Source organism: Silvibacterium acidisoli, from assembly GCA_022870745.1.
Taxonomy (GTDB): domain Bacteria; phylum Acidobacteriota; class Terriglobia; order Terriglobales; family Acidobacteriaceae; genus Silvibacterium.
The window spans coordinates 1,631,722-1,655,135 of sequence record CP085323.1 but is presented as its reverse complement, the minus strand read 5'-3'; the positions used below and the strand labels follow the sequence as shown (position 1 = coordinate 1,655,135).

Here is a 23,414-nt window from a genome sequence, read left to right as displayed (position 1 = left end):
CAACAACCTGCTTCTCATCGCTGCCGTACGACGTTACGATATATCTGCTTGAATCCAAGGGGCATTGCGGGCATCTCTATCGCGCTGCTGTGCGTCGCGGCACTCTTTGCCGTTTTTAAGACCGTGCAGAAGCCACGCCTGCGCGTCGAGACCCGGCAACTCCAGATGCCAGCTGACGGCCGTTTTCATTTTGCAGGCACGGCGCTGCATGCTTCGGCTGCGATTTCCGTCAGCGGTCTTCCGGCGCACCTGCTGGACAAGGGGAAAGACTCAGTCTCGCTCATGGTGCAGTCGCCGGTGCTTCCCGGTGATAAGACCCTCAAGATCTCTGACGGAAAATCCGAAGCAACGCTACGGCTGCACTTCGCCCCAGCTTCAGGCGACAGCGCGGGCGATGGAACCCCGGACTTTCTCAGGCTGCATACGGCTGAGGACCGTAATGCCTTCCGGGGATGGTTTACCGCGATGGCCGAGGCTGCCGCCGATCTGCCGCCCGATAAGCTTCCCGGCGAGATCGACGACTGCGCCGCGCTCCTCCGCTGGTGTTACCGCAACGCTCTCCACGCACATGACGAGAGCTGGCTCGCAAGTGCACCTGCAGGGCTGGATCTGAGTCAGCCTTCCATTGGGCAATATGTCTATCCGCAGACTCCGCTGGGAGCCGGACTCTTTAGAACGCGTGATGGCTCCTTCGCCCAAGGTGACGAGAGTAATGGTGCTTTTGCGCAATTTGCGGATGCGCGCACCCTCTGGCGATGGAATACGTTTTTTCTAAGCCGCGATGTGCAGCGGGCACGCCCCGGGGATTTATTATTCTTTCGTCAACTCGAGCAAAACTCTCCCTACCACTCCATGATCGTTACCGGAGCAGCGCAGAAGTGGGTCATCTATCACACTGGGCCGATTGGCGAGAAGCCAGGCGAAGTGCGCCGTGTTCTGCTGCAGGATCTCTTGCAGCACCCCGATCCCCGCTGGCGGCCAAACCCGGAAAACAGCAACTTCCTGGGCGTCTATCGCTGGAACATCCTTCGTGAGGATTCTGAATGAGGCCCCGCGTTTTTTCGCTGCTCGTCCTGTTCCTTCTTGCATTCGCCCCGCTGCATGCCCAGGACGATGCTGTGTCATTCAACCTGAGCACAAGCAAAACCTTCGCGCCCGGCGATAAGCCGACGATCCACCTCTACACGCACAACGTGGACGCGCTGGAGTTCCGCGTCTATCGCGTGAACGATCCAGTGAAGTTCATCGAGAACCTGCGCGAGCTGCACTCCTTCGGTCCGGAAGCCAGCCTGCTCGGCCCGGAGCATGTGGATGAGAAGTCATGGCTGGAGCGTTTTCATGACTGGAAGACCGACCTGTGGAACCGCATCCGCTCGTTCTTTCGTCATCAGTTCTCCCATGAGGCGCGCCGTTCCCTGCGGCGCAAGCAGGCAAAGTTGAGCCGCAAGAGCCGCATCCTTTCTGAAGCGGAGTTCGCGCAGATTCCCATTTTGAACCCATCGCAACTGGTGGCGCGTTGGCGTCAGCAGGTGCCGTCTACCTATATTTCCGATGCGAACGAGCTCCCGGTTCCAAAGCTGGATGCGGGCCTCTACCTGCTCGAAGCTACTGACGGGCGCTACAAGGCCTATACGCTGCTGATGATCACGAATATGGCACTCGTGACGCGCACCACCTCCAGCAGCATCACTGCTTACGTTGTTGATCGCGCTACCGGCACTCCGATCGAAGGCGTGAAGGTGGACGCAGGTTACAGCCAGAAGCAGTTTGCCTCGGCAACCACGGACGCGAATGGTGTTGCCGACCTGCCGGTGCAGGATAAAAAAGGCGCTGACGATAATCTCTGGATCGTCTCGGCAAAGGGTAAAGATGTTGCCGTATCCACGCCGGGCGGCTGGATGCTGAGCTATCTGGCCAATCGAAGCATGGTTGGTTACGCCTTCACCGAGCGGCCGGTGTATCGCCCGACGCATACGGTGCATTGGAAGGCGATTCTTCGCGAGAAGACTGGAAACACGCTGGCCATTCCGAAGGCAGCGAAGGTACATGTAAGTATCCAGAATGGCGAGGGCCAGTCGGTGTTTGAGAAAGACATGCCGGTCACGAACGGCAATGTCTCCGGCGACTACGATCTGCCCAAAGACGCTTCGCTCGGTTACTACAATCTCTCCGTCGGCAGCGGAGAAGGCGCATTCGCAACCGCCAGCTTTCACGTAGAGGAATACCGCAAGCCGGAATACCGCGTGCAGGTGACAGCGCAGTCGAAGAGGGTTCTGGAAGGCGCGACAGTTCCCGTCACCATCGATTCGCGCTACTTCTTCGGCGAGCCGGTGGCAGGCGGCAAGGTCAAGTACCGCGTCTACAGCTCGCGCCATTACTGGTGGGGTGAGGAGGACGACGACAACTCCGCGGACGTTGGCAGTGACGACGACAGCAATGGATACAACGGCGATGAGGAGGCGGAAAAGACCGGCGTCCTCGATCGCAATGGCCTCTTAACCGTGCAGGTGCCGACGCAGGTTGAAAGGAAGTCGTACTCCGATCTGGACTACACGATCGAGGCCGGCGTGACTGATGCGGCGAATCGCGAGATTACAGGCCGTGGTCGCTTTCTCGCCACCTACAGCACCTTCCGCGTCAACGTGGAGCCAGTCAGCTATGTCGTCCGGCCCAACGAAACCGCGAAGGTCCGCGTGACCGCCGTCGATTACGACGACAAGCCTGTCAGCACGCACGTCCATCTTCAACTCAGCTTCCATCACTGGGAGAACGGCAGGACGGTGACAGAAGACGGCGCCTCTACAGACGTGACTACCGACGCTTCCGGCCACGCCATCGGCGAGATTCCCGTGGGCATGCCGAAGTACAACAGCGCCGAGCTGATTGCCACGGCAAGCTCGGTGCAGACCGGTACGCCCGATCCGATTGACACGACCTACCTCTACATCCTGGGTGCAGGCGAGCAGTCGTGGGAAGGCAACGTTGGTACGGCGCAGATTGTCACGGACAAGAAGTCCTACTCGCCAGGCGATGTAGCTCACGTCAGTATCGTGTCGGATGTCGAAGGCTTCCATGCGCTCGTGATCACGGAAGGCGCATCGCTGCTCAAGCGTGACGTGCTGCATACCGATGGCAAGACGCTCTCGTTCGATCTACCCATTACGGCAGACGCGCAGCCGAACATTACAGTCTCCGCGATTTTCCTCAAGAACAGCACGCTCTACCAGGCATCGAAACGCATCCAGGTACCGCCCGTTCAGCAGAAGCTGCAGGTAGAAGTCACTCCGTCGAAAGACATCTTCCAGCCGCAGCAGAGCGCGACCTATGACGTCTTCACGAAAGACTTCACCGGCAAGCCGGTCAGTGCCGACGTCAGCTTCGGCGTGGTCGACGAGGCCATCTATTCCCTGTATCCGGATAGCAGCGGAGACATGATCAAGAGCCTCCACCCGCAGCGTTACAACAGCGCGGAGATTGAGTCGTCGCTCGACTATTACTTCAGCGGAGAAGCAGGCCAGAAATCTCCACTGCTGGCGGAACGCAATCGCCGATACCGTCCACAGCTCGCACAAGTAAAGCCGGGCAGCGAGGCCGCGCCCAAAGTGCGCAAGGCGTTTCCGGATACGGCCTACTGGGCGCCCGACGTGCACACGGACAGCACCGGCCACGCGCGCGTGACGCTGACCTTCCCCGATGCGTTGACCACGTGGCGTACCACCGTCCACGCCATCACCAACGACTCGAAAGCCGGCTCGGCCAGCAATAAGGTGCTGGTTCGCAAGGACGTACTGGTGCGCATGGGGACGCCGCGCTTCATGGTGAAGGGCGACGAGATCACGCTTCCCGTCATCGTGCATAACTACCTCCAGACAGAGAAGACCGCGAAGGTATCCCTCAACGTCAGCGGCCTCGATGTGGTGCACGCCCCCGATGCAAGCGTCACCGTTCCCAGCAAGGGAGAAGCCACGGTGTTGTGGCGTCTGCGTGCCTCTCAGGTTGGGACTGCAAAGCTGGTCGGCGCGGCTATCACCGATGCGGAATCGGACGCACTCGAGATCAGCTTTCCCGTGGAGCCCGCGGGCGTCGCGAAGACGCTATCGTCAAGCGGTGTGATCAGCCAGGCGTCCTCGCAGGCGAATGCAAAAGTGAGTTTTCCGGCAGGGACAGACGCAGCGGCACATTCGCTGCATGTCGAGGTCAGCCCCTCCATCGCCGGATCGCTCTTCACGGCACTGGATTACCTTACCGGCTATCCATACGGATGCACAGAGCAGACGATGTCCAGTTTTCTGCCAAACGTAATCGTTTCGGAAACATTGCAGCGCCTCACGCCGGGAACGCATATCAACCAGGACGATTTGCATGCGAAGCTGGCCGCGGGCCTCGAACGCCTGCAGGACTATCAGCATGACGACGGCGGATGGGGCTGGTGGAAAGAAGATGACAGCCGCGTCTACATGACAGCCTACGTAGTAGGCGGCCTCGGGCAGGGTGCGCAATATATCCCCTTCACTCCTCAGCAGAAGCAGATGGTCGCACGCGGTATGGATTATCTGCGCAACGCTTTGAAGCAGCATCCCAAGATGCGCCCTGAGCTGCGTGCGGCGGTGATCTACGCGCTCGCAAATGCCGGAGACAGAAATCTGAAGGAAGCCCTCGACACGCAGTGGGAGCGCCGCACAGATCTCCAGCCGGAGGCGCTGGCCATGACAGGCCTCGCAATGCTCGAGGTGAAGGACCCGCGCGCGAGCGAAGCTGCCGATCTGCTTCGCGGTAAAGCGGTTCGCACCGGCGAGCTTGTTTCCTGGACCGGTTCGTATGTTCCGCTGCTTGACGCCGAGTACACCAACGACGCCGAGGCAACCGCCTATGCCGTGCGCCTGCTGGCCAGGATCAATCCGAACGACGCCCTGCTTCCACCGGCAGCGCAGTGGCTGATGCTGGAGCGCAACAATGGCGGATGGTGGGAGTCCACTGAACAGACCGCCATGGTGCTCTTCGGCCTCGTGGACTATCTCGCCGCATCGCACGAACTGGAAGCGAACTTCAGCGTGAACGTGCTGGTGAACGGAAAGTCTGTCGGGCAGCACAGCTTCACGGCAGACGATGCCCTGAGCGGCGCTGCCTTCAAGATCGATCTGGGCAGTGAACAGCTTGCGCCGGGCGACAACAGCGTGCAGGTCGTTCGCAGCTCCGGCTCGGGACGCATCTACTGGTCTGCTCGCGGCCGCTATTTCTCGACAGAGAAGAAGGATTACCAGGCAGGCAAGCTGTCGCTCAATCTCACTCGTGACTATTACAAATTGCAGCCCGCCCAGAAGGACGGCAAAGTTGTCTACAAGCTGGTGCCGCTCTCCGGCAGCGCGCAGGTAGGCGACGTGCTTGCTGTACACGAAGCGATCAACGGCTCTCCCATGCGCTACCTGATGCTCGAAGATCCGATTCCAGCCGGAGCCGAGTTTGTAACGAACGAAGATAGTTATCCCGTCGAAGATCGTCCAGGCGGCTGGTTCGACTGGTTTACACGCAGAGAGTTTCACGACGATCGCGCCACGTTCTTCGCAAGCGACTTCAGCGGGCGGCAGGAGATCTTCTACCTGATACGTATCGTGAATCCAGGAAGCTTTAACATCAGTCCTTCACACGTGGAGCCGATGTATCAATCGGGAGTGCAGGCCTCCAGCGACGCCCTGCATCTGGACGTTCCTGCTCCGGGAGGTGCGCAATGACCGTGTCGCGTTTTTCTCCAGGCAGCGTGGCAGCCGTTGCCTTGCAGCAGATTGCGCTCGCAGCCGTGCTCTTGCTTCTGGTCGCCGGGTGGTTGCATGTCCCCGATGCCAATGCGTTCGAGGTGCTGGCCAGCATCCTGCTCGCATTGCTGATCGCCCTGGCGGCGGGTGCGGGCGAGAGCGCCATTGCGCTGCGCATGGTGGGGCGGCCGGTGTCGGCACGTCGCCTCCTGTCAGGTACGGGCGTTGTGCTGATCGCGGCACTCGTCTGGTATCTGATCTCGCTGGGCATTGACAATCTGAATGCAAAGGATGGTCTCTGGGCGGGATATCTCAACTCGCGATTTCCAGCCTCGCTGCGAAATCTTTTCTCCTATTTGCATCTGTACATCCTGCTTTTCTGGATGTGGAGCGCGCTGCAGTGGATCTCGGCGGGCCTGCTTGGCGCGATTGCTTTTGCGCTTGTCGCCTGCGGCAAATTGCAACGAGGGTTGCCGGCAATCCTCGGTTCAGGAAGATACTGGCTCTCGTTGCTCCTGCTCGCAATCGTTGAAGCAATCATCACTGGCAGCGTTTTATCGTGGACGCCGGGACACGGCCTTACCGTGGAGACATTCAGCCTTTTGCTGCGGTTGCTGATTGTGATCTTGTTGAACGCTGTATCGGTTGCATTGCTGATGCAGTCGATGGCCCGCGCGATACTCCGGCTTCAGTCCGCTGGCACAGGAGAGCCGGATACCAGCCATCCGCGCACCACGGACATTCCATAATGTTCAACCAGCTGCCGGGTGCGTGCCGCCGCGGCGCGGTGTGCAGCCTCGCTTGCCTGGCGGCTGTCCGAGCTTCGCAGCAGCCGCTCTGTTTCCACCGCGGAGAGCAAGGGCTCCCCACGAGCAGCATCGCCCGCCAGCACTTCCACCAGGCCCTCGCGCAGCCATAGCGGAGATCTGCTGTTCGCGCTCGCTTCCACGGCAACGTGGAGCATCTCGTGACGCAACGTGGCCCCCAGCGATGCATGGTTCGCAGCCAGCACCTCCGATGGCTGCAGAATGATCGTAGAGCCGGAAGTGCTGGCCAGTTGCCATCCCGGCTGCCCTGTCATCTGCCGGAAGATCTCTGTGCTGGGCGCGAAAATCACCATGGGAGACACATCCTGGCGTGGGGCAAAGCTGCTCTTTGCCATTGCCCACGCTCTCACGGCCTCCATAGTTGAAGACTGCGGGAGAGCGCTAGTGCTTCTGAAGCTGATGGCATCCTGCGACTTCTCCTTCCAGCCATCATCCAGCCTGAGAACACGCACGTTTGTGCCGGGAAAGTAGAAGGAGAGGATCTCCCGATAAGACTTGCCCGTTCGCGCCATCTCGGCAGCACCCTGCTGGCAAAGGCCCACACCATGGCCATGCCCATGTCCGTCAAAGACGAGCACCCCATCGCGGACGCGGATGTCGTAAGCATCACTTCGCACCAGGTTCCATCCGAGCGAACGGCCTATGGCAAGCCGCAGCGACGATGCAGACACAGTAGCGCTTCGTGCATCGTGTCCAACAAGGAGGAGTGTTCTTGCACGCTGTGAGGAAGTCCTTTGCGTCACCTGTAAGGATGCAATATGCGCCGGCACGCGCCATCCTTCGCGCGCCGCAATCTGTTGCAGGGTCGCCAGCGGAATCTCTGCATGCCATGCTGCCCGGTCCTTGCGAACACAATAGGGATCCAGTGTCGACCTGAGATAGGGCACATTTGCGAGCTTTGGCCAGACCGCGCCTGCGCTCTCCGTCGTGCCTCCGCAGCTGCCGCTGAAGAATACCTGCGCACGGTGTGTCTCAAACCACAAAGTTTCTCCAGCGGTGCTGCGTACGGCTTCGTTCACTGCATCGGATACCGGACCAAGCCTGATCGCCTGGCATGCCGTGCTGTCACAGATGTCATCAGGAGGACCTTGCGCGGAGGTGGAATGCAGGGCGAATGTCCTGGCAACGACCGCCATGGCACGGAGCGATTCGCGGGGCTCACCCGGCGCTGTTTCACCCATCAGTACCGCGGCGACGTAGCGTTCGCTGGGCAGTGTGAGCGTGATCTGCACTGCGCCATCGCTCCCCGCGCGAAAATGCCACCTGCCGTTCGCGGTGCGTTCCTGCGAGTGTTCTGCATCGTGAATCGTAATCGGGCCGCCTGCTACGAGTTCTCGCTTCCCAGGCATCTGTAATGGAGTAGTAAGCGGCTGCCGCTGGCAGGTAGCGCAGGATGACCACCAGGCTCCCGGTCCGGCCGCTGAGATGATGATCCTTTGCGGGGGATGCGCAGAGAGCAGCGCAACGCTTACGTCCCGCCCGCCTCCGTCTTCCTGCGCAAAACACGCCAGCGCCGTGCAGAGCAGCAGGGCGCCCCGCCACCTCATCGGCCATCCTCTTGCATCTCTTTACGCAGTACGGCCCCCGCAAGCGTTGCGGCTGTGCCGCCGTCTCCGCGCGGCACATAGACCACCACAACGTAGCGGCCCGGCACGCCGCCTGCGAACCATCCGTGTGTGCGCCACTCCCCTGGGTTGCTCGCGGTGCCTGTCTTACCCAGTACCTCTATGTTTGGGAGATGTGCGTCGTGCGCCATCCCCCAGTTCACCGAGTTCCGCAGGCCGGTCCATACGGCGCTCGTGCGTGCCTCATGTAGAAGCAGTGCACGATACGCCACTGCTAGCTGCATCGGCGTCGTCGAAATATTCTCAAGCCCGAGCACGGTAAGAATGCGCTGCTCAGGATCATTCAGATGGGACGAGGATTGCGCCAGACCGAACCGGCGCAGCGCAGCCGGAATATCCTGCGGGCTCATGCGCCGGGCAAGCTCCGCAAACCATGTATTGCACGATTCCGCCAGTGCGTCCTCTGCGTTCAGCAGTGGTCTGTCGTCAGGATGAGAACAGGCAAGCTCGCGTCCGGCAACATGTAACGTACGGCGGCAGTACACCTGCGTGCTGGCGCTGACAATGTGCTGCTGCAATGCGTAAGAAAGCAGAAGAGGCTTCAGGATCGAGCCGGGTGCAGATGCTCGTTCTTCGCCCGTAGTCCCCAGTACCCGGCCCGTATTCCAGTCGAGTAGGACTCCCGAAGCCTTTACCTCATGCAGTTGATTGAGGTTTCTGATCGTGGCCGATGGTGGAATGCCGGGCGCAGAGGCAGCCCGGATGTTTCCTCCGCCCAGTCCCAGCCAGAACACCATCAACAGCAATGGACGCATAACGTAGTTTTACTCTTAGCCGCTGCGTGTCAGGATGCGACCGCCTTCTTTTTGTTCTGCAGGGTATGAGTCCAGTCAAAGCGTGCGCTCGGTTCCATGCGTTGCACGATATCAAGGGCACGGTCGTAAGCCTGGGCGCTTTCCGCATTGCGATGCAGTGCAGCGAGAGCGTCGCCCAAAGCCACCTGGCCCTGTAGAAGCTCCGGGTCGATGGCAACTGCCTGCTGCGCTGCTGCCAATGCGCCATTGGCGTCGTGCGCCGCAAGAGCCTCCGTCGAGCGCGTGAAGTAGCCGAAAGCGGATGAGAGCCGCGTGTCGAATGTTCCCTGGTAGACGTTCACCCCGTCGTCGATGACGGCGACAGGTTTCAGGTTCATGAATGGCTGAAAGGGGCTCAGCACCACCGATCCGAACTCGTAGCCGGTAAGTGTGGCCGCGCTGATGAGCACGGTTCCGGAAATCGTCGCTGGCGCGTCTACCTGCTGATGAGTCCACATGCTGTCGGCAGTCGGCAACTGGCGGCACGGGATACCGTACGAATGGTAGTCGATGGAAGGCTGCACGAAGTAGCCGAACCAGCAATCGTGGATATTGTGCTGGTCGAGGTACGCCTTCACCGAGCGGAGTTGCTGCCCCCAGTCCACATTCGAGTCGGTAAGGTATCGGTGAGTCTCTGCAGGACCGCCAAAAAATTCATTGGAGTAGGCAAGGTAAACCGGCGCACTGCGTACCGACGAGACGATATGGAAGCAGAGCAAGGCGGCCGTTACATAAGCCCATGCCCGGTGTTGCCGCCACAGCGCAACGGCCGCTCCGGCGATCAGCACAGCCAGGAAGGGATACATCGGCAGGATATGGCGCGCGCCAATATTGAGGCCTGTATCGATAGCGATCAGCAGGTACACGAGCGGCGGCACGACGAGATAGACAAGCCGTTGCCAGCCATCGAGCCTGCGGGCGATGACCGCGTAGGCCGCGATAAGCAGTAGCGCCATGAAGCCGATCGTGGATTTCACCAAGAACGCGGCGGGAAAATACCAAGGCACCCCATGCGCGTAGACCTTGCCGAAAAGATACGTGGGGAAAGACTGCCCGGCGATCGACTGGACCCGAATGTCAACCATTCCGTAGAGATAGGACTCGGGCAGAATGTGCCAGCGCGCCAGCCATCCATATACAGCCGGCTCGATTCCATGGAGCGAGCTCATATACTCCGTGAGGCCGGGCTGCATGGACCCGTTCGGGTGCGCCGAAAAGCGGAAGTGATAAGTCGACCACAGGATCAGAATGCCGAGCGCTCCGGCTCCGATAAAGGCCGCGGCGAATTGCCGGACCGTCTGCATGCGGGAGGAATCTTGCTGGGGCCCCACCAGTTCGGCGAGAAGAATCATTAACGAGATGGGCAGCAGCAGAGTGGCCGAATGTTTTACGGCCAGGGCGACGCCAAGAGCGATGCCCAGTACTGCCAGCCTGCCCAGCGTAGCGTGCTGGCGAAAGCGATAGAGCGCATAAATGGTTGCAAAGATTCCACAGGTGACGGCCATGTCCGTCGTGACGTAAGCTCCATGCGCGATCAGGTTGGGCTCGAAGACGACAACTGCCAGTGCGAAGAGCGCTGCCGCCGGGCCGAAGATCTCGAGGGTGAAGAGATATACCAGCGCCGCCAGCACGAGCGAGAAGATCGAAGCCATCATGCGATCGCGAAAGATGATCCTGTTCGCAGTCTCGATGCCTCCGTTGTTGTAGATCAGGTCGCGGCCATCCATGTAAGCCTCGTCCTTGAAAAACGCCAGGTGCTTGGATGGCGGCGTCTTCAGGTGCATCGCCAGCATAGGCAGCGTGGCGAGGGCTTTTACCAGCGGCGGGTGTTCGGGATTGATTCCGAAGTCTCCCGTCTTCCAGCTCTGGTATCCCGCGAAGATGTGGTCGCCCTCATCCCAGCTCAACGACTGCCGGTGGACGGAAAATATGAGCTCGCCGAGAAAGATGAGAATGAGAAGTGCGGCGAAGGCATGAAACTTGCGAAGGGAGTAGCCGGTGGGTCGGCGATCGTCGGTCATTGGTATCCTGGGCCCCAAATTGTTTGCGCTCGCATCCGCGGGCGGGTTCTCTGCGTTCCCTTGCGAAAGTCCGGGAACTGGTTCAATCTCTCGAACAGCATTGCGTAAATTGCCTGTTGCGGTTGCATTCTCAGGCAGGGTTCGAGAAGCAATATTTCTACGCCAACCACTGTACGCGACCCGTCCGTCCGGTGGTAGATGATTGGTGGCAGCGAAATCGCGTTCGGGTTTACGGGATGTCCGAAGCGACTTAACCTTCTTTAGGCAGGAAGGTGCGGCCACGAGAGAGCGGCGTGATTTCTAATAGACCTGAACGCCGCACCGGGTACCGGCCGGCAAAACGAGGATCCATGCAAAAGTCCCAAGGCAAATCAATGCGGAGCTTTCGCCAGCGCTTGGCGCTCCTGGTCACAGCGTCACAACTTATGCTTGCCGCCGGCATGCTGGCGCAGGACGCATCGAGCCCCCGGGATTCATCGCGTCCCTGGGCGAACGCGAGCCTTTCCCCATCAGAACGCGCCGAACTGGTGCTGAAGCAGATGACGCTCGATGAAAAGATCGCGCTGCTGCACGGCAACGGCATGCCGCACGTTCCCAACTGGCAGATGCCGTTGACCAACCTGGGCAATGGCGGAGCGGGTTACGTCGAGGGAGTTCCCAGGCTCGGGATTCCGCCGCTTGTCATCTCCGATGCCGCCTACGGTGTCCGCAGCGGCAGTGACAACGGACGGTATGCCACTGCGCTTCCATCCAACCTGGCGGCAGCCTCAAGCTGGGACGCTGGGACCGCCTGCGAATATGGAGCATTGATCGGCCGCGAACTTCGCAACCAGGGATTCAATATGACGCTCGGCGGCGGCGTGGATATTACCCGCGATCCGAGAAACGGCCGCACCTTCGAATATGCCGGCGAGGATCCTTTGCTGGCCGGCACGGTGGTAGGCAACCTGATGAAGTGCGAGCAGGGCGAGCACGTCATCGGCGACATCAAGCACTACGCGATGAACGACCAGGAAACGGGCCGGAACATCGTAAACGCGATCGTGTCGAAAAAAGCCATGCAGGAAAGCGACCTCTTAGCCTTCCACGTCGCCATCGACATCGCCAAGCCGGGCGCGGTCATGTGCTCTTATAACCGCGTCAACGCGATCTACGCCTGCGAAAATCCCTACATCCTCCACGACGTGCTGAAGGGCGAATGGAAGTTCCCGGGCTTTGTGCTCTCTGACTGGGGTGGAACTCACAGTACGGTGGCAGCGATCGGCGCGGGCCTCGACCAGGAGCAGCCGATGGCTGACTTCCTCGGCCCGAAGCTGAAGGAGGCAGTCGAGGCTGGCAAGGTGCCCATGTCCGAGATCGACGACAGCGCGCGCCGCGTTCTCTATGCGGAGTTTCTCGGCGGCCTCGTGGATCATCCCACCCGGACCGGCGTACCCGACGTTGAGGGTGGCCTCGCTGTTGCCCAGAAGGTGGAAGAGCAGAGCATCGTTCTGCTCAGGAATCAGAACGCGATTCTGCCGCTCAACAGCTCAAGGGTGCATTCGATTGCGATGATTGGCGGTCATGCCGACGTGGGAATGATCTCGGGCGGCGGCTCGGCGCAGGTCGACCCGCCCGGCGGTAACGCGATCATGCCTCCGGGGCAGGGAGCCACGCACTGGCAGGATCACGTGTGGTTCCCAACTTCGCCGCTCAAGGCATTGCGCGCGCAGATGCCCGAAGCAAAGATCGACTTCGACTCCGGGCACGACCTCGATGCTGCGGCAAAGCTCGCCAAGGGCGCGGACATGGCAATTGTCTTCGCTTACCAGTGGCAGTCGGAGGGTATGGATCTGCCGAGCTTGTCGCTGCCCGACAGGCAGGATGAGCTGATCGAAAGAGTTGCGGCGGCGAATCCGCGCACGATCGTGGTGCTTGAAACCGGGACCGCGGTAAAGATGCCCTGGGAGGACAAGGTACAGGGAATCGTGGAGGCATGGTACGCGGGCAGCAGCGGTCACAAAGCGCTTGCAAGCATTCTCACCGGGCAGGTCAATCCGTCGGCAAAGCTGGCCATGACCTTCCCGCGCAGTGAAGAGGATCTGCCGCATCCGATAATTCCCGCGCTCTCGCGGGAGGACGAAGGTCAGGGAACCGGTGCGGTGAATGGAGAAACGCACACGGCCTCGAAGTACTCCGTGCATTACGACGAAGACGCGAAGGTCGGCTACAAATGGTATGAGGCGGAGCACAAGCCGGTGCTGTTTCCCTTTGGCTTCGGTCTCTCCTACACTACCTATTCCTACTCAGACCTGAAGGTTAGCAGCCACCGTACGGCAAGTTTGCAGGTGAAAAACACCGGCAGCAGGGCCGGCACCGAGATCGCCCAGGTCTACGTTACGATTCCCGATGCGGCGAATGAGCCATACCAGCGACTGGCAGGCTGGCAGCGCGTAAATCTGCAGGCCGGCGAATCGAAGACCGTGACGATCCCGCTCGACACGCGCGTCATGCAGGTCTTCGACGAGCAAAAGAACGGCTGGACGCTGCTTCCGGGCAAATACCGCGTCGCCGCGGGCTCATCTTCGGCGGATACACCTCTCAAGGGAAGCTTTGAGGTCCGGTGAGCGGTATTTGTCTCAACCTGAACCGGATGCGCTCATGGGAGGGATCTGAGTCGCATCCTAGTGGGAGAGGAATGAAAGCATGACCAGGTTTCGATCGGTGCTCGTTTGTGGACTGTTGTTCCATGGGGTATGGCTCCTTGCCCAGAATGCTGCGGCTTCGCCATCCAATCCGCAGCTGGCGAGCGCCGAGATCGAGCGCAAGGTCAACGATCTGCTCGCACGCATGACGCTCGAGGAGAAGATCGGGCAGCTGGTTCAGTACAGCGCTACAGAAGCTCACCCGGATAAGAGCGCCGGACCCACAACGGCGGCGCTCAACGTGAACCCTCCCGGTCCAGGCGGCGTCGATAGCTACGAGCTCGCGAAGAAGGGCGAGCTCGGTTCCATGCTGAACACCGTAGGCCAGGGTCTCACCAATCACTTCCAGCATGCGGCGGTCGATAATACCCGTCTGCATATCCCCCTGCTCTTCGGAGCCGATGTCATTCATGGCTTCCGCACCATCTTTCCAGTACCGCTGGGCACCGCTTCAAGCTGGGATCCGGAACTGGTCACTGATCTCGCGCACATGGCCGCCGAAGAAGCACGCACCGCAGGGGTGGACTGGGTTTACTCGCCGATGGTCGATATCGCACGTGACGCGCGTTGGGGGCGAGTCACCGAGGGTGCCGGCGAAGACCCCTATCTCGGCTCGGCGATCGCCCGGGCTTACATTCGCGGATACCAGGGAAACAGCCTCTCTGAACCCACATCCGTCGCGGCCTCGGTCAAGCATTTCGCTGCTTATGGAGCGGCGGAAGCCGGCCGTGAATACAACACTACGGACATGAGCGATCTTCTGTTGCGGCAGGTCTATCTGCAGCCATATCACGCTGCCGTTGAGGCCGGTTCTGCAACCATCATGTCTGCCTTCAATTCTCTGAACGGCGTGCCGGCAAGCGCGAACCCCTATCTCATGCAAACGATCCTGCGTGACGAATGGGGCTTCGATGGACTCGTCGTTTCCGATTACACCGCCGTCATGGAGTTGACTCATCACGGCATCGCGCTCAATGCGGCCTCCGCCACGGATAAGGCTCTGACGGCAGGCGTCGATATCGACATGAATTCGCACTTCTACGATGTTGAGCTGCCGGCACTGGTGAAGTCAGGCAAGGTTCCGATGCCCGTGGTCGATGAGGCAGTCCGTCGCGTGTTGCGGGTGAAGTTTGCTCTCGGTCTTTTCGATCATCCGTTTACAGAAGGCCCAGAAGTGACGAAAGCTGTGCCGGAACACCGTGCCCTCGCTCGGCGCGCGGCGGAAGAATCCTTCGTGCTGCTGCAGAACAATGCGGTCAATGGACAGTCGCTTCTGCCGCTCGCGGCAAAAGCGCAGAAGATTGCGCTGATCGGCCCGCTTGCCGACGATTCGCGCGACATGGTGGGCGCCTGGTCCGGAGCTAATAACTTCGACGATGTGAGGACGCTTCGGCAAACACTGAGTGAGCGGGCACAGCAGCATGGAGCCTCGCTCATCTACGAAAAGGGAACCGATATCTCGGGGACATCGACTGCCGGTTTTGCTGAAGCAGTGAACGCTGCCCGCAATGCAGACCTGGTAGTGATGGCGCTGGGCGAATCGAGCGACATGAGCGGTGAGGCCGCCTCGCGCGCCTATCTCGACCTTCCCGGCAATCAGCAGCAGTTGCTCGAAGCAGTACAGGCCGCCGGCAAGCCCGTCGTTCTGCTTGTATTCTCCGGGCGTCCGCTTGTGCTCGACTGGGCGGCTGCTCACGTACCCGCCATCATGGAGGTCTGGTTCCCCGGCGTCGAGACAGGCCCGGCCATCGCCGATGTGTTGTACGGTGACACCATGCCCAGCGGCAAGTTGACCATGAGCTTTCCGCGTGCCGTCGGACAGGAGCCGCTTTACTACAACCAGTTGCCGACCGGGCGTCCCATTCAGCATCCTGACCCCGCGCATCCGAATGCCTACGTTGAAACCAAGTATGTCTCGAAGTACCTGGACGTGCCGAACGACGCTTTGTTTCCCTTCGGCCATGGCCTGACGTACACGACGTTCCGCTACGCAAACGTCTCCATCTCGAAGTCGACGCTGAGTGCCGGTGAGCTGACAGCAGCCCCGAAAGAGAAGCCGCTCTCTGCTACCGCAGAGGTCACAAATACAGGTAGCCGCGAGGGAACTGAGATCGTGCAATGCTACGTGAACGTACGTGGCGCCAGCACCGAACAGCCGGTTCGTAACCTTAAGGGTTTCGCCCGAATCACGCTCAAGCCCGGCGAGTCGCGCACAGTCAGCTTTCCCCTCGGTTACCAGGAGCTCTCGTTCTACAACGTGAAATCGAAGCAGGTCGTTGAGCCGGATACCGAATACACCGTTTACATCGGTGGAAGCTCGACCGCAGAGCAGGCGGCGCACTTCCGTATAGAGCCGTAGGCCGCCCTGTTGCGGCTGGACTATCGGTCACTTGCGTTTGCGCACCAGGTCGAGAAACGACTGGAGTGCAGGGCGCTCCATCTTGGGAGACCAGGCCAGCACCAGGTCGACTACGGCGCCCTTGTCCGCCAGGGGCACCCAGACAGTATCCGCGGAGCTCAGAATGCGCGAGCCCTGTGGCAGGATGGCCACGCCCTCTTCCGCTTCGACCAGCGCGATGACACCCGAGGACACGCTGCCGGTCGTTCCGATCTTTGGCGAGAATCCGGCTTCCGTACAGAGAGTGATCACCTTGTCGAACACCGCCGGAGAATACCGCCGGTCATTCAGGATGAAGATCTCCGACTCGAGCTCGCGCATGTACAGCGACTCCCTTTGCGCCAGCGGATGGGTGCGCAACAGCACCGCGTACAGCGGTTCCGTGTGCAGGGGCACCGACCGCAGTTGCGAAGCATGCATGGCGGGCAGCGTCCGCGTGAAGCTCACATCGATCGACCCGTTCTGCAGCGCCTGATACTGCATACCCGGCGCCATCTCTACCAGGGATATCTGGATACCGGGATATGTTCGCCGGAACTCACGGATGATCGGGGAGAAATACGGTCCCAGTCCACCGACAAAGTAGCCGATCGCAAGTTTTCCCACCTCGCCCTTCTGCGCGCGTTGCAGATTGGTGATCGCACGGTTGGTCAACTCCAGCACAGCCCTCGCATCTTCGAGGAACTGCTCACCCTGATAAGTGAGCTGAATGCGACGGTTTTGCCGATCAAACAACGGCAGGCCAAGTTCGTCTTCGAGATCGCGTATCTGTTCGCTGATTGCCGACTGGGCAACGTGCAATGTACGCGCCGCGCGGCCGAATCCGCCGGTCTCCGCTACCGCAATAAAATATCGAAGATGCCGTAGTTCCATTTCACAGATTGTAACTGGCAGCCAGCCGCCGGCATTTCCTGAATCCCTGAGAGGAGCGGCTCCACAAGCCTTAGCAGGTAGATAGCAGTGGATCTGAATCTAAGCTCGTTTAGAAATGGTAATCGTGTGCTAACACATGCCTTTTGTGTAGAAACCTCTATTTATCCACCGCTTGAAAGCGCTTAAGCTTGAAGCAGGAAGAGACACATCGCGGTCGCTGGCATGTCTGGGCCGGAGGCCGTATCGGCCCGGCATTGCAATATGCAAGCAGTATTATTCGGTTTCGCCGATGAGTGTGGACGGAAATAAGTACGAATCGGACAGACGTGCCTTGAGTCAAAATTGACATAGCGGTTTTTCCGATGAGCGCCTGGCCGGTCGTCGCAAGGAGGCCTCCTTACTGTGTGGATAGTTAAGTTAGCACTGGATCGTCCGTATACCTTCATCATCCTGGCCCTGCTCATCATCATCATGAGCCCGGTGGTGATCCTGCGGACGCCAACCGACATCTTCCCAAATATCAACATCCCTGTCGTGTCGGTTGCCTGGCAGTATACGGGCCTCAACCCGGAAGAGATGGAAGGCCGCCTGGTCGCTCCCTACGAGAAAGCCCTCACCACTCTCGTCGATAACATCGAGCACACCGAGTCCACGAGCTACAACGGCGTAGCCACCATCAAGGTCTACCTCCAGCCGGGAGCCAGCCTCGAAACCGCCAATGCGCAGATCACCGCTGCTTCGCAGTACATGCTCCGCCAGCTGCCGCCCGGAACCCTGCCGCCCGAGATCATTAACTTTTCCGCTTCGAGCGTGCCTATTATTCAGCTCGGCATCTCGGGTAAGGGCTTCAACGAGCAGCAGCTCAACGATTACGCTCAGAACTTCATCCGCCCGTCGCTGGTGACCATTCCCGGCGCCGTAGTTCCGCAGGTTTACGGCGGCAAGCAGGCGCAGATTACCGTCAGCATGGACCAGGTGAAGATGCAGTCGAAGGGCGTGAGCCCAGGCGATGTGCTGACGGCCATGCAGAACGGCAGCGTGGTGCTGCCATCCGGTACTGCCAAGATCGGGCCGCTGGAGTATGACGTGCGCAGCAATGCCGCACCTCGCACTATCGATGAGCTTTCGATGCTGCCCATCAAGCAGGTGAACGGCGCAATGGTTTACCTGCGCGACGTCGCCACGGTATCGAACGGCGCAGCCTTCCAGACGAATATCGTCCGCCAGGATGGCCACCGCGGCGTGCTCATCAGCATCATCAAGGGCGGCAGTGCTTCAACGCTGGCGGTGGTGTCCGGTATTCGCGGACTGCTGCCGCGTGTCGCTCAGCTCGTTCCCCCAAATCTCAAGATCACGCCTCTTGCCGACCAGAGCATCTTCGTAAGAGCCGCGGTATCGGGTGTGATTCGTGAGGCGATTATCGCGGCCGCGCTCACCGGCCTGATGATCCTGCTCTTCCTTGGCAGCTGGCGTTCCACGGTCATCATCGCGGTCTCGATTCCGCTCTCGATTCTCACCTCGGTCATCGTGCTCAGCATGATGGGCGAGACCATCAACACCATGACCCTCGGCGGTTTGGCGCTGGCCGTCGGTATTCTCGTCGACGACGCCACGGTCACCATCGAAAACATCGAGCGCTTCCTCGAAAACGGCTACGAGATGCGTGAGGCCATCCTCGAAGGCGCTGCGCAGATCGCCGTCCCGGCGCTGGTTTCCACGCTCTGCATCTGCATCGTCTTCCTGCCGATGTTCTTCCTGTCCGGCGTATCGAAATATCTCTTCGCGCCGCTGGCGGAAGCCGTCATCTTCGCGATGCTCGCGTCCTACATCCTGTCGAGAACCCTGGTGCCGACGCTGGCCATGTATCTGCTGCGTCACAAGCACACGGGCGCTACACGCAATCCGTTCATCCTCTTTCAGCGAGGCTTCGAGCGTGTTTTCGAGAGCATCCGGTCGAGCTACGAAGTTCTGCTGACCCGCCTTGTTTTCCTGCGTAAGGTATTCATCCCGGTGTTCCTGCTGATCTGCTGCTGCGCGTTTTTGCTTCTGCCGTTCCTTGGGCAGGACTTCTTCCCCAGCACCGATTCGGGTGAGTTCATCCTGCACATGCGTGGAAAGACGGGCCTTCGTATCGAAGAAACCGCGCGTCTCGCTGACGAGGTGGAGACATCGATTCGCAAGAAGATTCCTCAATCCGAGCTCAACAACATCCTCGACAACATCGGCCTGCCTTACAGCCCGATGAACACCATGCACATGACCTCCGGCGCATTCGGCGCAGCGGATGGTGACATCCTCGTATCGTTGAACGAAGACCACCACCCGACGGCCAACTATATTCGTACCCTGCGCAAGGAACTCCCCCGCGAGTTCCCGGGTACGGTGTTCTACTTCCTGCCGGCAGATATCACCACACAGATTCTGAACTTCGGCCTGCCTTCGCCGATCGATATCCAGATACAGAGCAACGACCTGGAGGCGGGCACGAAGGTTGCGACCGAGATGATGCAGAAGCTGCGCCAGGTTCCGGGTCTTGTCGATCTTCGCATCCAGCAGCCGCTCGACTACCCCACCCTCGACGTCGATGTCGATCGCACCAAGGCTGAGCAAGGCGGTTACACGGCTCGCGACGTGGCGCAAAGCATGCTGAACAGCCTGAGCGGCAGCTTCCAGATCACGCCGATGTTCTTCCTGAATTTTAAGAACGGCGTGAACTATAACCTCGTGGCCCAGACTCCGCAATACCGCATGGACTCCATGCAGGATCTGACCAACATCCCGATCAACTCGACCACCGCCGCGGCTCGTCCCACGCCGGAGACGCTGAACGACCTGACTTCCGTTCACCGTAACCATGAGTACGCAGTGGTGAGCGAGTACAATATCCGCCGCACCATCGATATTTATGGTGCGGTACAGGATCGCGATCTCGGATCTGTGTCGAAGCAGATCGAGGCCATCGTAAGCCATCAAGGAAAGAGCGTACCCCGCGGCATGTTCCTCTCCATCCGTGGCCAATCACAGACCATGCGCAGCTCCTATATCTCGCTGCTGGGTGGACTGGTCTTCTCGATCCTGCTCGTATACATGCTGATCGTGGTGAACTTCCAGTCGTGGCTCGATCCGTTCATCATCATCACGGCGCTGCCCGCCGCTCTTGCCGGTATCGTGCTGTTTCTCTTCTTCACGCACACTTCGCTCAGTGTTCCGGCACTGATGGGCGCGATCATGTGCATGGGCGTGGCTACGGCCAACTCCATCCTGGTCGTCTCTTTCGCGAAGCTGAGACTGGCAGAGCATAACGACGCCATTCTCGCTGCCATCGAGGCGGGCGCCACCCGTTTCCGCCCCGTCTGTATGACCGCGCTGGCAATGATCATCGGCATGGTGCCCATGGCGCTCGGCCTTGGCGACGGCGGAGAACAGAATGCACCACTGGGGCGGGCCGTCATCGGAGGCCTCATGTGCGCCACCGTCGCGACGCTCATCTTCGTGCCTTCCGTCTTTGCTCTGCTGCACGGGCGCGCAAAGGGTGGGTCAGCAGTTGAGGAGCGCGAGCCGGCTCTGGAGCCGCATCACGCATAGGTCACGATCAAGGATCAGGAATATGGAACATTTCACAGAAAGCAGGCAGAATCAGATGTCTGAACAGAACGAAGGACTCCGCGACGCGCGGGAAAGCGTTCCCTCCGAACCGCCTCCGAGCCACGATGCCCGGCGGCCGGCGCCGGAAGAGCCCACGGTAGTCGTCGATCCGGACCGCCGTCTCTCGCCCGTCTTTATCATCGGTCTGGGAGTGGTCGCCGTCGTCATCCTGGTCTTCATCGTCATCGGCATCCGTTCGCGCGTTCACGCTGAGTCCGAGCTGAAGACCGTCACCCGCGAGAATGCGATCGATGCGGTGCAGGTCACTAATCCCGCGCGTGGCGCGAAAGCGCTCGAGATCGTGCTGCCTGTCAATACCCAGGCCTACATTGACACCGGCATCTACGCCCGCACTAATGGCTACCTGAAGCATTGGTATGCCGACATCGGCGCGCACGTGCGCCAGGGCCAGGTGCTGGCCGACATCGAGACTCCCGAGGTCGACCAGCAGGTGCAGCAGGCCACGTCCGATCTCGCCACCGCCCAGGCCAACCTGCAGATTGCGCAGATCACTGCTGAGCGCTGGAAAAAGCTGCTCGCAAAGAACGCTGTCTCTCACCAGGAAGCCGATCAGGCCACCAGCGACTTCGCCGCCAAGCAGTCTGCGCTCGAATCGGCGCAGGCAAATCTCCGCCGCATCCAGCAGCTGCAGGGTTTTGAAAAAATCTACGCGCCGTTCGATGGAGTTATCACCGCTCGCAATGTCGATATCGGCTCGCTGATTCAGGGAGGCGACTCAGCCGCGCCGCGCGCCGAGCTCTTCCACATGGCTTCAACAGACAAGCTGCGCATGTTCGTGCCTGTTCCGGAAGTCGATGCGCGCTTCGTGAACAATGGCGACCGCGTCGTCATTACATCGGACGCGGCACCCGGACAGAAGTTCGAAGGCGATGTGGTGCGCAACTCCGATTCGATCGATGCATCCAGCCGAACGCTGAATGTGGAAGTCGATATCGACAACCGCTCGCATAAGCTGCTGCCGGGGCAGTATGCTTTCGTTCACCTGCCTGTGCCGGCGGAGAGCCAGTCGCTTACTTTGCCTTCGAACGCGCTGCTCTTCCGCGCGGAGGGCCTGCGTGTCGGTGTCGTCCGCAACAACCACGTTGAGCTTGTCCCAGTAACGATCGGCCACGATTACGGAGCCACCGTCGAGATCACCTCGGGCCTCACCAATCAGGACCAGGTCATCCTCAATCCCTCCGACTCGCTGGCCCAGGGGCAACAGGTGCGCGTTGAAACGGGAGCGGGAGAATGAAGCACGCTTCTCTTCTTCGAACGGCCTCGGTAATGGCTGCGGCCCTGCTGCCGCTCGCCGGCTGCACGGTCGGACCAAACTACAAAAGGCCTGCTGTGCCTACCCCGCCCGCGTTCAAGGAACAGCCCGCGCCTGACGCGAACAAAACTCAGGACGGCTGGAAGCCCGGCCAGCCTGCAGACACCGCGCTCAAAGGCGACTGGTGGACCATCTACAACGACGCCGGGCTGAACGCGCTCGAAACCCAGGTCGATACCGCGAACCAGACGCTCAAAGCCGCTGAGGCAAATTTTCGTGCCGCGCGCGCGCAGATCGGTTATGCCCGGTCATTCGAGGCTCCTACTGTTGGAGTCGCTCCCAGCGTTGCCGCCGTGCGCGATTCCGCGCACCAGCCCTACTTTTCAGAGACGATGGTCAACAGCGGAGAAGGCAACTTCTCCCTGCCTTTTGACATGAACTACGAGATCGACCTCTGGGGACGAATCCGCCGTGGCGTCACTGCCGCGCGCGAACAGGCCCAGGCACTCGATGCCGATCTGGAATCTGTTCGTCTCAGTCTGCATGCCGAGCTGGCGATGGATTACTTCGGCCTGCGCACCTCCGATGCCCAGACACGGCTTCTCGAAGATACGGTCAAGGCTTACACCCAGGCGCTCCAGCTCACGCAGGACCGCTTCGACGGCGGCGCCGCGCCGATGTCGGACGTAGCCCAGGCCCGTACGCAGCTGGATCAGGCAAAAGTCGAGCTGACCGACCTCGAGGTGCAGCGTACGCAATACGAACACGCCATCGCCGTGCTGGTCGGCAAGGCTCCGGCTGAGTTCACGCTTGCACCCACGCCGCTCAACCAGCAGGCGCCGGTCATCCCGCAGATCCCCGCTGCTCTTCCCGCTGAGCTGCTCGAGCGTCGGCCTGACATTGCCGGCGACGAGCGCCGCATGGCCGCTGCCAACGAGCAGATTGGCATCGCGCAGGCGGCCTACTATCCAACGCTTTCGCTCAGCGCCGTTTTCGGCCTGCAGGGAACCTCGGCCTTGAACTGGTTTAACTGGCCTTCGCGCTTCTGGGCGGTCGGACCCACGTTTTCTGAAACGCTTTTCGATGCTGGACGGCGCAAATCGACCAAGCTGATGACGGAAGCGCAGTACGACTCGACCGTCGCCACATACAGCCAGACGGTTCTTTCGGCTTTCCAGCAGGTAGAAGACAACCTGGCCGCACAACGAGTCCTCACTCACGAGGCCGATCAGCAACACCAGGCAACGGAATCCGCCGAGCAATCGCTGGACCTGTTCCAGACCCGTTACGAAGGCGGTGTCGATACTTACCTGCAGGTCGTAACCTGGCAGACCGCGGCGCTGAACAATCAGCGCAACGACCTGACCATCATGCAGCGCAGACTTGACGCAAGCGTCCTGCTGATAAAGGCGTTAGGCGGCGGGTGGGATACATCCAAACTCCCCGGCTTCTGATTCGAACGGAACGGTTTAGCGAAACAAAAAAGGAGAGCCGCGAGGCTCTCCTTTTCGTTTACATCAGGAC

At 60.1% G+C, this 23,414-nt stretch carries 12 protein-coding genes; 8 read left to right on the top strand and 4 right to left on the bottom strand.

What is annotated here, in order from left to right:
• Positions 1-48: 48 nt before the first annotated feature.
• Genes LJD29_RS06790 through LJD29_RS06780 form a run of 3 tightly spaced genes read left to right on the top strand, consistent with a single transcriptional unit; the run spans position 49 to position 6,499 of the window.
• Positions 49-1,047: a DUF1175 domain-containing protein gene (locus tag LJD29_RS06790; protein WP_446744993.1), complete on the top strand. Its 999-nt coding sequence runs from the start codon at positions 49-51 to the stop codon at positions 1,045-1,047.
• The gene (locus LJD29_RS06785; RefSeq protein WP_446744992.1) at positions 1,044-5,729 is read left to right on the top strand and encodes an alpha-2-macroglobulin family protein; all 4,686 of its coding nucleotides are present in this window, start codon (positions 1,044-1,046) and stop codon (positions 5,727-5,729) included. The genes LJD29_RS06790 and LJD29_RS06785 overlap by 4 nt, the downstream gene beginning before the upstream one ends.
• Complete coding sequence (locus LJD29_RS06780; RefSeq protein ID WP_446744991.1) at positions 5,726-6,499, top strand: hypothetical protein; 774 nt, start codon at positions 5,726-5,728, stop codon at positions 6,497-6,499. Before LJD29_RS06785 ends, LJD29_RS06780 begins: the two co-directional genes overlap by 4 nt.
• On the opposite strand, the gene LJD29_RS06775 is transcribed toward LJD29_RS06780, so the two are convergent.
• The 3 genes from LJD29_RS06775 to LJD29_RS06765 are packed head-to-tail and all read right to left on the bottom strand — an operon-like array spanning position 6,439 to position 11,017.
• A complete protein-coding gene (locus LJD29_RS06775; protein WP_446744990.1) occupies positions 6,439-8,124 on the bottom strand; it encodes a SpoIID/LytB domain-containing protein in 1,686 nt (561 codons plus the stop codon). The two genes, LJD29_RS06780 and LJD29_RS06775, sit on opposite strands and share 61 nt — an antisense overlap.
• A complete protein-coding gene (locus LJD29_RS06770) occupies positions 8,121-8,957 on the bottom strand; it encodes a penicillin-binding transpeptidase domain-containing protein (RefSeq protein ID WP_446744989.1) in 837 nt (278 codons plus the stop codon). The genes LJD29_RS06775 and LJD29_RS06770 overlap by 4 nt, the downstream gene beginning before the upstream one ends.
• A 29-nt stretch (positions 8,958-8,986) precedes the next feature.
• The gene (locus LJD29_RS06765; protein ID WP_446744988.1) at positions 8,987-11,017 is read right to left on the bottom strand and encodes an ArnT family glycosyltransferase; all 2,031 of its coding nucleotides are present in this window, start codon (positions 11,015-11,017) and stop codon (positions 8,987-8,989) included.
• Positions 11,018-11,367: 350 nt separating this feature from the next.
• On the opposite strand from LJD29_RS06765, the gene LJD29_RS06760 reads away from it, so the two are divergent.
• Together LJD29_RS06760 and LJD29_RS06755 are read left to right on the top strand one after the other, a co-directional pair.
• On the top strand, positions 11,368-13,623 hold the full coding sequence (locus LJD29_RS06760) for a glycoside hydrolase family 3 C-terminal domain-containing protein (protein WP_446744987.1): 2,256 nt from the start codon (positions 11,368-11,370) through the stop codon (positions 13,621-13,623).
• 79 nt (positions 13,624-13,702) lie between these two features.
• Entirely contained in the window at positions 13,703-16,060 is a 2,358-nt protein-coding gene (locus LJD29_RS06755; RefSeq protein ID WP_446744986.1) for a glycoside hydrolase family 3 N-terminal domain-containing protein, read from the top strand.
• Between the two features lie 27 nt (positions 16,061-16,087).
• Here the strand turns inward: LJD29_RS06755 and LJD29_RS06750 are convergent, their stop codons facing one another.
• Complete coding sequence (locus LJD29_RS06750) at positions 16,088-16,972, bottom strand: LysR family transcriptional regulator (protein ID WP_446744985.1); 885 nt, start codon at positions 16,970-16,972, stop codon at positions 16,088-16,090.
• A 402-nt stretch (positions 16,973-17,374) separates the two neighbouring features.
• Between LJD29_RS06750 and LJD29_RS06745 the strand changes: the two genes are divergently transcribed.
• From LJD29_RS06745 to LJD29_RS06735, 3 genes are read left to right on the top strand one after another with little or no spacing between them, the layout of a single operon-like run.
• The gene (locus tag LJD29_RS06745) at positions 17,375-20,557 is read left to right on the top strand and encodes an efflux RND transporter permease subunit (protein ID WP_446744984.1); all 3,183 of its coding nucleotides are present in this window, start codon (positions 17,375-17,377) and stop codon (positions 20,555-20,557) included.
• 55 nt (positions 20,558-20,612) lie between these two features.
• Complete coding sequence (locus LJD29_RS06740; protein WP_446744983.1) at positions 20,613-21,872, top strand: efflux RND transporter periplasmic adaptor subunit; 1,260 nt, start codon at positions 20,613-20,615, stop codon at positions 21,870-21,872.
• Positions 21,869-23,344, top strand: coding sequence for an efflux transporter outer membrane subunit (locus LJD29_RS06735; protein ID WP_446744982.1), 1,476 nt, complete (start codon positions 21,869-21,871; stop codon positions 23,342-23,344). Before LJD29_RS06740 ends, LJD29_RS06735 begins: the two co-directional genes overlap by 4 nt.
• Positions 23,345-23,414: the final 70 nt, after the last annotated feature.

What these genes read in the sequence shown, in the direction of transcription:
- LJD29_RS06785 (WP_446744992.1), top strand. Translation starts at nt 1,044, where the DNA reads ATGAGGCCCCGCGTTTTTTCGCTGCTCGTCCTGTTCCTTCTTGCATTC.
- LJD29_RS06780 (WP_446744991.1), top strand. Translation starts at nt 5,726, where the DNA reads ATGACCGTGTCGCGTTTTTCTCCAGGCAGCGTGGCAGCCGTTGCCTTG.
- LJD29_RS06775 (WP_446744990.1), bottom strand. Translation starts at nt 8,124, where the DNA reads ATGAGGTGGCGGGGCGCCCTGCTGCTCTGCACGGCGCTGGCGTGTTTT.
- LJD29_RS06770 (WP_446744989.1), bottom strand. Translation starts at nt 8,957, where the DNA reads ATGCGTCCATTGCTGTTGATGGTGTTCTGGCTGGGACTGGGCGGAGGA.
- LJD29_RS06765 (WP_446744988.1), bottom strand. Translation starts at nt 11,017, where the DNA reads ATGACCGACGATCGCCGACCCACCGGCTACTCCCTTCGCAAGTTTCAT.
- LJD29_RS06760 (WP_446744987.1), top strand. Translation starts at nt 11,368, where the DNA reads ATGCAAAAGTCCCAAGGCAAATCAATGCGGAGCTTTCGCCAGCGCTTG.
- LJD29_RS06755 (WP_446744986.1), top strand. Translation starts at nt 13,703, where the DNA reads ATGACCAGGTTTCGATCGGTGCTCGTTTGTGGACTGTTGTTCCATGGG.
- LJD29_RS06750 (WP_446744985.1), bottom strand. Translation starts at nt 16,972, where the DNA reads ATGGAACTACGGCATCTTCGATATTTTATTGCGGTAGCGGAGACCGGC.
- LJD29_RS06740 (WP_446744983.1), top strand. Translation starts at nt 20,613, where the DNA reads ATGTCTGAACAGAACGAAGGACTCCGCGACGCGCGGGAAAGCGTTCCC.
- LJD29_RS06735 (WP_446744982.1), top strand. Translation starts at nt 21,869, where the DNA reads ATGAAGCACGCTTCTCTTCTTCGAACGGCCTCGGTAATGGCTGCGGCC.